Source organism: Promicromonospora sp. NPDC052451 (assembly GCF_044547525.1).
Lineage (GTDB): Bacteria > Actinomycetota > Actinomycetes > Actinomycetales > Cellulomonadaceae > Promicromonospora.
This window is the reverse complement of record NZ_JBIUAP010000008.1, coordinates 246603-260260: the sequence shown is the minus strand read 5'-3', so window position 1 is coordinate 260260 and position 13658 is coordinate 246603. Positions and strand designations below refer to the sequence as shown.

Below are 13658 nucleotides of genomic sequence, written 5' to 3'. Positions count from 1 at the left end.
CTCTGCGCGGGGGCCGCGGGGGCGGGGGGGGGGGGGGGGGGGGGGGGGGGGCGCCCCCCCCCCCCCCCCCCCCCCCCCCCCCCCCACGACCAGGCGCGTCGGCAGGATGACCGGCGTCGGCGACTCACCGCCGATCAGGCGCACCAGCATCGTGGCCATCTCCTGGCCGAGCCCCCGGATCGGCTGGCTCACGGTGGTGAGCGCCGGCTCCGTGTGGCGCGCGACCTCCAGGTCGTCGAAGCCGACCACCGCGACGTCCTCGGGCACGCGACGCCCGGCCGCCTTGAGGGCGCGTACGGCGCCGGCCGCCATGTTGTCCGAGGCGGCGAAGACGCCGTCCAGGTCGGGGTGCGCGGCAAGGAGCCGGGTCGTCGCCCGGGCGCCGCCCTCGAAGCTGAAGTCGGCGTGCTCGACCCGGTCCGGGTCCAGGCGCGCCACCGCCATGGCGTCGGCGAACCCCTCGTACCGGGCGACCGACGCCTGCAGGTCCATCGGGCCGGTGATCGTGGCGATCCGCCGGCGCCCGGAGGCCAGCAGGTGCTCCGTGGCGAGCCGGGCACCGCCCCGGTTGTCGACGTCGACGTACCAGCGCGGCTCGCCGTGCAGCGGCCGTCCACCGAGCACCACGGGCAGCTCCGTGGCCGCCGCGAGCCGGTTCAGCGGGTCGTCCCCGCGCAGCGCCATGAGCATCACGCCGTCGGAGCGCCGGGACCGCAGCAGCCGCTCGAGCCGGGCCTGGCCGCGCTCGGAGGACGCGAGCATGAGCGTCAGGTCGAGCTCCGACCTGTCCAGCGCAGCGGCCACGCCCACGAGCACCTGCGAGAAGAACGGGTCGCCGAACAGCGCCGGGTCGTCGTGGGAGACCGCGAGGACCACCGACCCGCCCGTGCTCGTCGCCAGCGCCCGGGCGGTCGCGTTCGGCACGTAGCCGAGCTCGGTCGCCGCCCGGGCGACCGCCTCCCGCTTGGCCGGGCTCACGTTGCGCGCGTTGTTCATCGCACGGGACGCCACGGAACGCGAGACCCCCGCCCGCCGGGCGACCTCGTCGAGCGTGGGTACCTTGAGCGCCGGGCCCGGCACCTGCCCGGGCGAGGTCTCGCGACGGTCCACCGGACCAGCCGTCGTGGGGTCTGGCATGCGGGCAAGCCTAGTGCCGGACGGCGAGCCACCCGGGGCGACGCGTCCGCTCGCTCACTCCCCCGCCGTGCGCACGCCCTCCATCTGGTCCGCGCGCCGCACGTGCCGCGTGACCCACGGCCCGAGCAGCGCGAGGATCCCCGCGAACGCGAGCGCGACCAGGCCGATGCCGCCGAAGTAGGCGGTGTCCGACGCCCCGGCCGTGGCCTGCACGAGCTGCGCCGTGATCGCCTGCCCGGCGGCGGGCGCCAGGAACCACAGGGCCATCGCCTGCCCCTGGTAGGCCCGCGGCGCGAGCAGCGTGGTCGCGGCCAGGCCCACCGGCGAGAGGCACAGCTCGCCGAGCGTCTGGATCACGTACACGGCGGCGAGCACCCAGCCCGGCGTCAGGCCGTCGCCCGCTGCCGCCGACGCACCCGCCAGCACCAGGAACGACAGGGCCGCGAGCGCGAGGCCGATCGCGAACTTGTACGGCGTGGGCGGGCGGTCCTTGGTCCGCACCCAGAGCCAGGCGAACACGGGCGCCAGGATGATGATGGACGCCGGGTTGATCGACTGGAAGAACTCGGGGCTCACGGTGAACCCGAGCACCTCGCGCGAGGTGCGGTCGGCGGCGAACGTGGCGAGGGTGGTCGCCGCCTGCTCGAAGATCATGAAGAAGAGCATGGCCGCGACGAACAGCGGGATGTACGCGAGCAGGCGGGGCCGTTCGGCGTCGGTCACGCGCGGGGACCGGTACATGACCACGAAGAACGCGATCGGTGCGAGGAAGGCGACGTAGCTCAGGGTGTCGATGAGCGCGAGCAGCCCCCACTGCCCCGACACCAGCCGCGCCACCAGGTACACGAGCACGACGCCGCCCGCGACGACCGCGAACATCCGCGCCACCGCCGGCCGTTCGGCGGGCAGCACGGGGTTGGGCACGTGGTCGCCGGCGCCGTGCAGGTGCTTGCGGCCCAGCACGAAGAAGACGAGCGCGACGGCCATGCCCACCGCGGCCACCGAGAACCCGGCGTGGTAGCCCCACACGGCGCGGACGGCGCCCACGATGATCGGCGAGAAGAACGAGCCGATGTTGATGCCCATGTAGAAGATCTGGAACGCGGACTCGCGCCGTGTGTCGCCCCGGTCGTAGAGGGCGCCGACCATGGAGGACACGTTGGGCTTGAGCAGCCCGGTGCCGAGCGCGACCAGCACGATGCCCAGGTAGGAGAACCCCGCGGCCGGGACCGCGAGGCACACGTGGCCCGCGGCGATGATCATGCCGCCGTACAGGGTGGACCGCCGTGCCCCGATCACCCGGTCGGCGAGCCACCCGCCGACCACGGACAGCAGGTACACGCCCGTGCCGTAGACCGACACGACGGCCTCGCCCAGCGTCTGGTCGAGGCCGAGCCCGCCGTCGGACAGCGTGTCGGTCAGGTAGTAGACCAGGATGGCGCGCATGCCGTAGTAGCTGAACCGCTCCCACAGCTCGGTGGTGAACAGGGTCATCAGGCCGAGGGGATGGCCGAAGAACCGGCGGTCGTCCCCGGCCGCGACCGCGACGGACTCCGGCGGGGGCGGTTCTGACGGCGGTGTCGCCGAGCCTGTGCTCATGCCTCGATCGTCGGTGCCCGGCGGCCCCGGCGCACCTCGGACGCGTCCTGTGCAGCGCGGGTGCGAGCCACCGCGGCCCGTGGCACGGTTCGGAGAAGGAGCCGGCGGTCCGGAACCAGCCACGCCCGTGGACAGGAGACGACGATGACCGAACAGCCCGTGTACGACCCCGCCGAGGACCCGGACGCCGATCCGGACCAGCTCAACCCCCGCACCGGAGCGGCCGCGGCGGCCGCGGACGACGCCTCCGGCTCGGCGGCCGACACCGACACCGACGCCGACCCCGACGCGCTCAACCCGCGCACCGGCGGTCGGGCCCGTCGGGAGGGATGACGTGGCGATGCGGTCCTCCTGGTACTCGGACGCCGTCATCTACCAGCTCGACCCGCGCCTCTTCGTCGACTCGGACGACGACGGCTGGGGCGACCTGCCCGGCGTCATCGAGCGACTCCACTACCTGCGCGGCCTCGGCACCACCTGCGTGTGGCTCCTGCCGTTCTACCCTTCCCCGTTCCGGGACGGTGGGTACGACGTCGCCGACCACCTCGCCGTGGACCCCCGCCTGGGCGACCTCGCCGACATGGCCCGGCTGCTCGAGACGGCCGACGACCTCGGTCTGCACGTGCTCGTCGAGCTCATCACGCAGCACACCTCCGACCAGCACCGCTGGTTCCAGGAGGCACGGCGCGACCGGAGCTCGCCGTACCGCGACTACTACCTGTGGTCGGACGAACCGAACAACGACATCAAGCCGATGTTCCCCGACGTGGAGCCCGACACCTGGACGTGGGACGACGAGGCGCAGCAGTTCTACCGGCACGGCTTCTACGCCCACGAGCCGGACCTGGCGCTCGACAAGCCCCGGGTACGCGACGAGCTCCACCGCATCGTGTCGTTCTGGCTGCGCATGGGCGTCTCCGGCTTCCGGGTCGACGCGGTGCCCCTCATGCTGGAGCGTGCCCGGGCCGCCCGCCCCGACACGAACGGGCAGTGGCTCGTGCGCGACCTGCAGGCCGCCGTGTCGGCCCAGCGTGCCGGCGCCGCGCTGCTCGGCGAGGTCGACGTGGAGCCGGACCGGTACGCCGACTACTTCGGCCGCGACGGCGAGCAGGGCATGACCATGCTGCTCGACTTCTGGACGAACAACCACCTCTTCCTCGCGCTGGCGCGCGGCGTGGCGGAGCCGCTGACGCGCGCCCTGCGGGCCCAGCCCGCGCCCCCGCCGGGCTCGACGTACGCGCACTGGCTGCGCAACAACGACGAGCTGGACCTGGAACGGCTCACGGCGGACGAACGGAAGGAGGTGCTGGACGCCTTCGCGCCCGAGGAATCGATGCGTGTCTACGACCGCGGCATCCGGCGGCGGCTGGCCCCGATGCTGGGCGGCGACCTGCGCCGCCTCGCCATGGCCCACGCCGTCCTCTTCTCGCTGCCCGGGCCGCCCGTGCTCCGGTACGGCGACGAGATCGGGATGGGCGACGACCTCGGCCGGCCCGAGCGGGAGGCCGTGCGCACCCCCATGCAGTGGTCGACGACGCCGTCCGCGGGGTTCTCCCGCGCCCCGCAGGACCGGTTCCCGGCGCCCGTGATCACCGGCGAGCACGGTCCGCAGAAGGTGAGCGTCGACGAGCAGAGCGTGCGGGACGGCTCCCTGCTGCACCGGGTCGGCGGCCTGCTGCGCGCCCGGCTCGGGCTCAGCGAGCTCGGCCGGACCCGGCCCGAGCCCTGGGACGTGGGCGTGCCGTCGGTGCTCGCACTGCGGTACCAGGTCGAGCAGTCGAGCGTGCTCCTGCTGGCCAACCTCGCGGACGAGGACGTCGTCGCGACCCTGCCGGCCGACGAGGTCTCCGCGCTGCAGACGGGTGCCGCGCGCTACGTCGACGTGCACGTCGACCAGGACTACCCGGCCGTGGAGCCCGACGGGCGCATCCCCCTGACCGGCTACGGGTACCGGTGGCTGCGCCACACGATCGACGGCGCGTCCGGGCACGACGCCTCCGGCCACGGCGGTGACCCGGACGACGGAGCGGGCACGTGACCGTTCTCGGGTTCCACGTCTCCCACGAGCAGCTCCACCCGGCGGAGGGGTTGCGGGCGGCCCGCCTCGCGCAGGACGCCGGCTTCGACGCCGCAATGTGCTCCGACCACCTGGCGCCGTGGAGCGAGCGACAGGGCGAGTCCGGGTTCTCGTGGTCCTGGCTCGGCGCCGCGCTCGCCGCCACCGGGCTGCCCTACGGCACCGTGTGCGCTCCGGGCCAGCGGTACCACCCGGTGATCGTGGCACAGGCGATCGCGACCCTAGGGGCCATGTACCCGGGGCGGCTGTGGGTGGCCCTCGGTTCCGGCGAGAACCTCAACGAGCACGTGACCGGGGACCCGTGGCCGCCAAAGGCGGAGCGTGACGCCCGCCTGGCCGAGTGCGTCGAGGTGATCCGTGCGCTCCTGCGCGGCCAGGAGGTGGACCACGCCGGTCTGGTCGTCGCCCGCCAGGCGCGGTTGTGGACGCTGCCGGAGGTGGTGCCCCCGCTGGTGCTCCCGGCGTTGACGGTCGCCACGGCCCGCCGGCACGCCGTGTGGGCCGACGGTCTCGTCACGGTGAACAAGCCGGCCGCCGAGCTGCGGCAGATGGTCGAGGCGTACCGCGAGGCCGGCGGGGCGGGCGAGGTGGCCGTCCAGGTGCACCTGTCGTGGGCGCCGACCGTCGAGGAGGCCGAGGCGATCGCGCTCGACCAGTGGCGCACGCTCACCGGTTCGCCCGCCGTGGCCGCGGACACGGCCACGACGGCCCGGTTCGACGCCCTGGGCCGGGACGTCGGCATCGAGCAGGTGCGGCGCGCCGTGCTGGTGGACGCAGACCTGGGCGCGCTCACCGGGCGGCTCGCCGCGCTCCGCGACGCGGGCGCCGACCGCCTCTACCTGCACCACGTCGGACGCGAGCAGGATGCGTTCGTCGAGGCGTTCGGCGCGCACGTGCTCCCGGCGCTGCGCTGAGGGGCCACGAGGCACCGCTGCCTCGCAGGAGCCGACTGGGGAGTGGCTCGCGCCCTGGCTACGGTGGCCACATGGCAGACACCCTGCCCGCCGTGCTGCCCGACTGGCTCGGCTGGTGGTCGAGCACGGACTACGACGTCGCGCGCACGCTGCTCCAGCGCGGCTTCGGCGCGCTGTACGCGCTCGCGTTCTGGGGTGCGCTGCGCCAGTTCCGGCCCCTGCTCGGAGAGCACGGCATCGCCCCGGTCCCACGGTTCGTCCAGCGCACGCACTGGCGGGACGGGCCGTCGCTGTTCCGCCTGCGCTACTCCGACCGGCTGCTGGTGACGGTGGCGTGGTGCGGCGTGCTGCTCGGCGTGAGCGTCGTCGTCGGGCTGCCGCAGGCGGGACCGTGGTGGGTGCCGGCGCTCGTGTTCCTGGTGCTGTGGTGGTGCTACCTCTCGCTGGTCAACGTGGGGCAGACGTTCTACGCCTTCGGCTGGGAGACGCTGCTGTGCGAGGCCGGCTTCCTCGTCGCCTTCCTCGGGTCCGACGCCGTGGGCGTGCCGCTCGTGACGATCCTCGCGGTGCGCTGGCTGCTGTTCCGTCTGGAGCACGGGGCCGGACTGATCAAGTGGCGCGGCGACCGCGCGTGGCGGGACCTGACGGCCCTGTACTACCACCACGAGACCCAGCCGCTGCCCGGCCCGTTCTCGTGGCACGCCCACCACCTGCCGCGCTGGTGGCACCGGTTCGAGGTGGTCGGCACCCACGTGAGCCAGCTCCTCGTGCCGTATCTCCTGTTCCTGCCCCAGCCCTTCCCCTCGGTCGCGGCCGCGGTGTTCGTGCTGACCCAGGGCTGGCTGGTGCTGACCGGCAACTTCGCGTGGCTCAACTGGGCCACCATCGTGCTGGCGCTCGGGGTGGTCGACGACGGCACCTGGGCGTGGCTGGGCGGCCTGGTCGGGCTGCCCGACGGCGGAGCCGGGGCGGCCGGCGTCGGGGCCGAGGCGGCCGGCGCGCCGCCGGCGCCGCTCGCCTTCGTGATCGCGGTCTCCGCCGTGGCCCTGCTGCTGCTCGTGCTCTCGGTGCGGCCGGCGCTGAACCTCGCCTCCCGCAACCAGCGCATGAACGCGAGCTTCGAGCCGTTCCGGCTGGTCAACGCCTACGGCGCGTTCGGCTCGGTCACCCGGCACCGCGACGAGGTCGCCGTCGAGGGCACGCTCGACCAGGACTCCGGTCCAGGCGGCTGGACCGAGTACGAGTTCCGGGGCAAGCCCGGGCCCACGGACCGCCGTCCGCCGCAGGTGGCCCCGTACCACCTGCGGCTGGACTGGCTCATGTGGTTCCTGCCCCTGGGGCATTCCAGCCGCTGGTTCACCGTGTTCCTGCGCCGGCTGCTGGAGGCCGACCCCGCGACCCTCCGCCTGCTGCGCCACGACCCGTTCGGCGGCCGCCGCCCCGTCGCCGTCCGGGCGGTCCTGTACCGCTACCGGTACACGACACCCGACGAGCGCCGGCGCACCGGCGACTGGTGGGTGCGGCAGCGTCTCCACCTGGCCGTGGACCCGGTGCGGCTGGTCGACGGGCAGCTCGTGGACGGGCGGGCGGCGGGCTGAGCGCGCGGGCTCAGGTGGCCGGGACCGGCCCTGTCGACTCCCGCCAGATGATCGTGTTCAGCGGCGCGTCCGCCGTCGTCGTGCCGGGTCCCGGCGGCGCGATGGAACCCCGGCCCTGGTCAGGGCGCGGGTCGGCGCCCGCCCCAGAGGCCGACGCAGGGCCCGTCCCAGAGCTCGTCCCAGGATCCGGGCGGAGCGTCGCGACCAGCCGGGCCATCGCCGCCCGCCCGAGCTTGCGGTGGTCCACGTGCACGGTGGTGAGCGTGGGCTGGAGGTAGGCGCCGAGCTGGTTGTTGTCCCAGCCGGTGACGCTCAGGTCGCCGGGGATCGACCAGCCGCGCTCGCGCGCGCCGAGGATCACCCCCGCGGCCCCGACGTCGCTCGCCGCGATGATGGCGGTCGGGCGGTCCTCCTCGGGCAGGGCGAGCACGGCGGCGCGCGCGCCCTCCGCCGACCAGTCGCTCTCGATCACGCGCGCGGGGCCGAGCCCCAGGCGCTCGATCGTCTCGACGAACACGTCCCGGCGGCCGCGCGCGGAGGCGAAGTCGAGGGCCCCGGTGATGTGGAGGAACCGCCGGTGGCCCAGCTCCGCGAGCCGCTCGACCAGGTCGGCGACCGGGGAACCGTCGGCGAGCTCACCGACGCCGCGGAACTCGTCGTCGTAGTCGGCGGACACCACTATCGCCGCCCGGTCCGGGAAGCGGTGCTCGGACTCGGGCGGGAGCGGCGCGAGCGCGAGCACGCCCTCCACCTGACCCGAGTCGGCGAGCTCCAGGACCCGCTCGAACCGCTGGGCGGGCCCGCCCTCGACGCTGAGCGCCTCGATCGTGTAGCCGTGCTCGTGGGCCACCTCCATGACGCCGCTGAGGATCTGCGGCGGACCGTACGTGGCCACGGCGGGCAGCAGCACCGCGACACGACCGCTGCGCCGGGTGCGCATCGACCGGGCGGTCAGGTTGGGCCGGTAGTCGAGCTCGCGGACGGCGCTGCTGATCCGGGCGACCGTCTCGGGCCGCATCTTGGAGTCGTTGCGCAGGTAGCGCGAGACGGTCTGGTGCGACACGCCCGCCGCCTTGGCGACCTCCCAGATCGTCGCCCGCCGGCCCGGGCCGGCGGCCTGCCGGGCGGGACGGCCGGACGACGGCGCGTCCTGGGCCGCCTGGTCCTGTGTCGAGCTCTGGTTCGTCATGCCCCGTCCTCGCCTGTCTCCGGCCCTCTGTCGGTCCTGTGTCGGTCCTGTCCGCGGGCCGGTGCCCGGCCTGGCTCCCGGGACGATCATCCGGACGAACATTCTGGCACCATCTCCCGCCTGCCTCCCGCCCGCCAGCCGGGCGGTCACGAGCCGGGACCCTTGCAAAGTGATCGATCACCTCCTACGGTATCCCGGAAACAGTGATCGATCACCCTGCGATGGAGCAGCCCGTGAAGAAATCCCCCGCACCCCTGCGTGCCGCCGTCGTCGGCGCCGGTGGCATCGCGCGCGGCAGCCATCTGCCGGCCCTGGCCGCCCTCGGCGACCGGGCCACGGTGGTCGCCCTCGTCGACGTCGACACCGAGTCGCTGCACCGGACGGCGGACGACTGGTCGGTCCCCGGCCGGTACACCGACCTGGACGCGATGCTGCGCACCGAGCACCCGGACCTCGTCGTCGTCGCGACGCCGCCCGGCAACCACCGGGAGACCGCCGTCGCGGCGCTCGACGCAGGCGCCTGGGTGTGGTGCGAGAAGCCGCCCGCCCTGTCCCTGGCCGAGTACGACGAGATCGCCGCGCACGAGCGTGAGGGCGGGCCGTACGCCGCCTACGTGTTCCAGCACCGGTTCGGCAGCGGCGCGGAGCGGCTGCGCGCCCAGCTCACCGACGGCTCGCTCGGCCGCCCGCTCGTCGCCGTCTGCCACACCCTCTGGTACCGCCCGCCTGCCTACTTCGACGTGCCGTGGCGCGGCCGCTGGGAGACGGAGGGCGGCGGCCCCACGATGGGCCACGGGATCCACCAGATGGACCTGCTGCTGTCCCTGCTGGGCGACTGGCACAGCGTCACCGCCGAGATGGCCACGCTGGACCGCGACGTCCGGACCGAGGACATCTCGCTCGCGATGGTCCGGTTCTCCTCCGGCGTGGTGTGCTCGGTGGTCAACAGCCTGCTCTCCCCCCGGCAGTCCAGCTACCTGCGGTTCGACCTCAGCGATGCGACCGTCGAGGTGGAGCACCTGTACGGGTACGGCAACGACGACTGGCGCTGGACCCCCGCACCGCACGTCACGGACACCGACCGCGTGGCCGGCTGGCCCCCTGCCGACGACGTGCGCAGCTCGCACGCCGCCCAGCTCGCCTCGCTGGTCGGCTCGTTCGAGCGCGGCGAGCGCCCCCGTGCCAGCGGGGCCGACGGGCGCCGCTCCCTCGAGCTGATCACGGGCATGTACCGGTCGGCCCTGACCGGCCGGACCGTGCTGCGCTCGGAGCTCACCGGGGACGACCCGTTCGTGGCCGCGCTGCACGGCGGCGATCCGGAGGGGGCCACGCGACGGCTGCACGCCGGTGCCCGCCCCGACGTCGAGGAGTCGTCCCATGCCTGAGCGCCTGGCGACCTCGCCCGAACGTCGGCCGGCCGGGGCGGGCACGACACCGGCGTCGCCCCCGTCGCAGACCCGGCGTCACCTGCCCTGGTGGAAACGGCTGGCGCGGGACCGTGCGGTGCTGCTGCTGGCCCTGCCGGGGATGGCGGTCATCATCGTCTTCCAGTACCTGGCGCTCGGCGGCAACGTCATCGCGTTCCAGGACTACCAGCCCTACCTCGGTATCGAACGCAGCCTGTGGGTCGGCTTCGAGAACTTCCAGATCCTGTTCTCGGGCGACCCGGAGTTCCTCGCCGCGCTGCGCAACACCCTGATCATCACGCTGCTGCAGACCGTCTTCGTGTTCCCGGCGCCGATCATCCTGGCGCTGCTGCTGCACAGCCTGGTGTCCAACCGCGTGCGGCAGATCGTGCAGTCGGTGCTCTACCTGCCGCACTTCCTGTCCTGGGTGATCGTGGTGGCCGTGTTCCAGCAGGTGCTCGGCGGGGCCGGCCTGCTGAACAACTTCCTGCGGTCGCACGGCTGGGAGCCGATCGACATCATCGGCAACGCCGACGCCTTCTACGCCCTCATCACGTCGCAGGTGATCTGGAAGGACACGGGCTGGGCGACCATCCTGTTCCTGGCGGTGCTGGCCGGGATCGACAAGTCGCTGTACGAGGCCTCGGCCGTCGACGGCGCCTCCCGCTGGCGTCAGACCTGGCACATCACCCTGCCGGGCATGCGGCCGATCATCATCATGCTGCTCATCCTCAAGCTGGGCGACTCCCTGAGCGTCGGGTTCGAGCAGCTCATCCTCCAGCAGCAGGCGGTCGGCCTCGGGGTGTCCGACGTGCTCGACACCTACGTCTACAACCAGGGCGTCCTGGGTGGGTTCTGGGGTGTCGCGGCCGCCGTCGGACTCGTGAAGGGCCTGATCGGCCTGGCCCTGGTCCTCGTCGCCAACAAGACCGCCCACGCCTTCGGCGAGGAAGGGGTGTACCGAGCATGAGCACGACCATGACAGCGGGGGCCGGCGAGAGCACGGGCCGCGGCGCCGGCGCGACTCCCCCGGGCCGCCGCGCCGGGCGCACCACCGGCGCCGGAGGACCGGCCGGCCGCGGCACCCGGAGCGCCGTGATCGACGGCGTGGCCATGCCCGGCCCGTTCGAGCGGACCGTCAAGGGCATCGTGCTGACCATCGCCTGCGCGCTGGTGATCCTGCCGTTCGTCGGCATCGTCTCCACCAGCCTGGCCACGCCCGAGCAGGTCACCGAGGCCGGCGGCTTCGTGCTGCTGCCCACGGGGATCGACCTGAGCGCCTACCAGATGATCTTCGCCGGCGGCGTGGTCACGCAGGCGCTCTGGATCAGCATCCTGGTCACCGCGATCGGCACCACGCTGAGCCTGGCCCTGACCACCACGCTCGGCTGGGCACTGAGCCGCAAGGGTGCGTTCGGCGTGCGGGCGATGCTGCTCGTGGTGCTGATCAGCCTGCTCTTCAACCCCGGCATCATCCCGAGCTACCTCGTGGTCCAGCGGCTCGGCCTCCTGGACACGCTGTGGGCGCTGATCATCCCGACGTCGGTCTCCGCCTTCAACGTGGTGGTCGTGCGCGCGTTCTTCGTGCAGCTGCCGAACGAGGTGATCGACGCCGCCCGGATCGACGGCGCCACCGAGTGGCAGCTGTTCTGGCGCATCGGCCTGCCGCTGTCCAAGCCGGTGCTCGCCGTCGTCGGCCTGTTCTACGGCGTCGGCTACTGGAACGCGTTCTTCAACGCGCTGCTCTACCTGTCGGACGCGAGCAAGTGGCCCCTGCAGCTCGTGCTGCGCACCTACGTGGTCGACGGCGCCCAGCTCGGCTCGCAGGACCTCGGCATCGACGCCGCGTCCCTGCCACCGCAGACGTCGTTGCAGATGGCGATCCTCGTGGTCTCCATCGTGCCGGTGCTGCTGGTCTACCCGTTCCTGCAGCGGCACTTCGCCAAGGGCATGCTCACCGGCGCCGTGAAGGGCTGAGGTCTTCTCGGCGTCGCGGGAATCCCGTCGCGGGAATCCCGTGGCTGGAATCACTCGAACCACTCGGATCACCCGATCACTCGATCACTCGATGAGGAGTAGTCATGAACAGCTTTCTGACCGATCCCGGCCTCAGCCGCCGCAGCCTGCTCAAGGGAGGGAGCGTCCTGGGCGCCTTCGCGCTGCTCGGCCTGGCGGGCTGCAGCAACGAGGGCCGCGGCGGCGACGCCCTGGCCGGCAACGCCTCCGTGGTGCTGCCCACCTACGTCCCGTACACCGGGGTGCCGATGGACATCAAGGGCACCGACGGCGTGCCCGACACGATGCTGAAGTACCCGGCAGCCCCGAAGGCCGTGACCGACGGCCCGCCCGGGGACGGCAAGGACATCGGCATCTTCGGGCTGACGAACACGCCCGTCCCGCCGTCGGTCGAGGAGAACGCGTACTGGCAGGCGCTGCACGAGCGGCTCGGGTTCGCCCTGACGATCGCCTTGACCCCGGCCGGTGACTACTCCGACCGGTTCCAGACCACGGTGGCCGGCGACCGGCTGCCGGACCTTTTCGAGATGTTCCCCGCCGACGTGCCCGGCCTGCCGAGCCTCCTGGAGGAGCGGGCGACCGACCTCACCGACCTGTTGTCGGGCGACGCGGTCAAGAAGTACCCGTTCCTGGCGAACATCCCCACCGAGAGCTGGCAGTCCTGCGTCTACAACGGCAAGATCTTCGCCGTGCCGGTGCCCCGCGGGCCCGCCCAGAGCGGCGTGTTCTACGCCCGCCAGGACTGGTTCGACGCCGAGGGCATCGACCCGAACGTGAAGTCGGCCGAGGAGTTCTACGACCTGTGCAAGGAGCTCTCCGGCGGCAACACCTGGGCGCTCGGGCGCGTGCCGCTGGGGCACCTGCGCCAGATGTACGAGATCCCGAACGGCTGGTCCGAGGACGGCGGCAAGCTGACCAGCGCGAACCTGCACGAGCGTCAGCAGGAGGCGCTGGAGCTCGGCCGGCGCCTGGTGGCCGACGGCTTCGTGCACCCGGACGGCGTCCCGGCCACCCAGCCGCAGCGCAAGACGTGGCTCGTCAACGGCACCATCCGGATGCTCGACGACACGTTCAGCGCCTGGCCGGACTTCTCGAACTACCCGATCGACGACCAGTTCCAGCTCTCGGTCGCGCCCCCGCCGCTCGCCGAGGGCGGCGGGACGGCAGGCATCCACCTGGGCGCGCCGGTCCAGAACATCACGTCCATCAGCGCGAAGTCCGAGTCGCGCGTCGAGGCCCTGCTCGACGTGCTGAACTACCTGGCCGCCCCGTTCGGCTCCGAGGAGCACCTGTTCCGGACCTACGGTGTCGAGGGCGTGCACCACGAGCTCGACGGCACCGACCCGGTCCTCACGGAGAAGGGCCGCACCGAGATCCAGCTCGGCCTCAAGTACGTCGTCGAGGGCCCGTGGGTGAACTTCCAGGCGGGCGACCCCGACGTCGCGCAGGCGGAGCACGACGCCCAGGCCGCCGTCGTGCCGACGGCCGTGCGCAACCCGGTGCAAGGCCTCTTCAGCGACACGGCCAGCCGCAAGGGCGGCCAGCTCGGCGAGCGGCTCGTGTCCGCGGAGAACGACATCCTGGCCGGGCGCAAGCCCGTCAGCGACTGGTCGGCGGCCGCCGACGCGTGGGTGAGGGGCGGCGGCGACAAGATCCGCGACGAGTACGAGCAGGCCCTGGCGGACCGAAACGGCTGACACGCCGGATAGTGCGCTTCTACCC

11 protein-coding genes are annotated in these 13658 nt (G+C 73.0%); 8 read left to right on the top strand and 3 right to left on the bottom strand.

From position 1 onward, the window contains the following. Both ACIG47_RS16480 and ACIG47_RS16475 read right to left on the bottom strand, forming a co-directional pair. The coding region (locus ACIG47_RS16480) for a LacI family DNA-binding transcriptional regulator (protein WP_397432060.1) at positions 1-1137 on the bottom strand (1137 nt) is incomplete at its 3' end. A gap of 54 nt (positions 1138-1191) precedes the next feature. Continuing rightward, a complete protein-coding gene (locus ACIG47_RS16475) occupies positions 1192-2736 on the bottom strand; it encodes a peptide MFS transporter (protein WP_397432058.1) in 1545 nt (514 codons plus the stop codon). A gap of 144 nt (positions 2737-2880) precedes the next feature. Here ACIG47_RS16475 and ACIG47_RS16470 point away from each other — a divergent pair, with 144 nt between their 5' ends. From ACIG47_RS16470 to ACIG47_RS16455, 4 genes are all read left to right on the top strand, one after another. Continuing rightward, positions 2881-3069 carry a hypothetical protein gene (locus ACIG47_RS16470; RefSeq protein ID WP_397432056.1) on the top strand — a complete coding sequence of 63 codons (189 nt, stop codon included), beginning with the start codon at positions 2881-2883 and terminating at the stop codon, positions 3067-3069. Positions 3070-3076: 7 nt separating this feature from the next. After that, positions 3077-4774, top strand: a complete 1698-nt coding sequence (locus ACIG47_RS16465) for an alpha-amylase family protein (protein WP_397432065.1) — start codon at positions 3077-3079, stop codon at positions 4772-4774. Continuing rightward, positions 4771-5727 (top strand): TIGR03885 family FMN-dependent LLM class oxidoreductase, encoded by a 957-nt coding sequence (locus ACIG47_RS16460; protein ID WP_397432055.1) that lies wholly within the window; start codon positions 4771-4773, stop codon positions 5725-5727. Before ACIG47_RS16465 ends, ACIG47_RS16460 begins: the two co-directional genes overlap by 4 nt. 71 nt (positions 5728-5798) lie before the next feature. Further along, positions 5799-7325 carry a lipase maturation factor family protein gene (locus tag ACIG47_RS16455; protein WP_397432054.1) on the top strand — a complete coding sequence of 509 codons (1527 nt, stop codon included), beginning with the start codon at positions 5799-5801 and terminating at the stop codon, positions 7323-7325. Between the two features lie 10 nt (positions 7326-7335). Here ACIG47_RS16455 and ACIG47_RS16450 read toward each other — a convergent pair whose 3' ends face one another. After that, positions 7336-8514 (bottom strand): LacI family DNA-binding transcriptional regulator, encoded by a 1179-nt coding sequence (locus ACIG47_RS16450; protein ID WP_397432052.1) that lies wholly within the window; start codon positions 8512-8514, stop codon positions 7336-7338. Positions 8515-8747: 233 nt separating this feature from the next. On the opposite strand from ACIG47_RS16450, the gene ACIG47_RS16445 reads away from it, so the two are divergent. From ACIG47_RS16445 to ACIG47_RS16430, 4 genes are all read left to right on the top strand, one after another. Beyond that, positions 8748-9899, top strand: a complete 1152-nt coding sequence (locus tag ACIG47_RS16445) for a Gfo/Idh/MocA family protein (protein ID WP_397432051.1) — start codon at positions 8748-8750, stop codon at positions 9897-9899. After that, positions 9892-10890 carry an ABC transporter permease gene (locus ACIG47_RS16440; RefSeq protein WP_397432050.1) on the top strand — a complete coding sequence of 333 codons (999 nt, stop codon included), beginning with the start codon at positions 9892-9894 and terminating at the stop codon, positions 10888-10890. The genes ACIG47_RS16445 and ACIG47_RS16440 overlap by 8 nt, the downstream gene beginning before the upstream one ends. Beyond that, a complete protein-coding gene (locus ACIG47_RS16435) occupies positions 10887-11897 on the top strand; it encodes a carbohydrate ABC transporter permease (RefSeq protein WP_397432048.1) in 1011 nt (336 codons plus the stop codon). Before ACIG47_RS16440 ends, ACIG47_RS16435 begins: the two co-directional genes overlap by 4 nt. Before the next feature lie 104 nt (positions 11898-12001). Next, on the top strand, positions 12002-13633 hold the full coding sequence (locus tag ACIG47_RS16430; RefSeq protein ID WP_397432047.1) for a hypothetical protein: 1632 nt from the start codon (positions 12002-12004) through the stop codon (positions 13631-13633). Positions 13634-13658 lie beyond the last annotated feature (25 nt).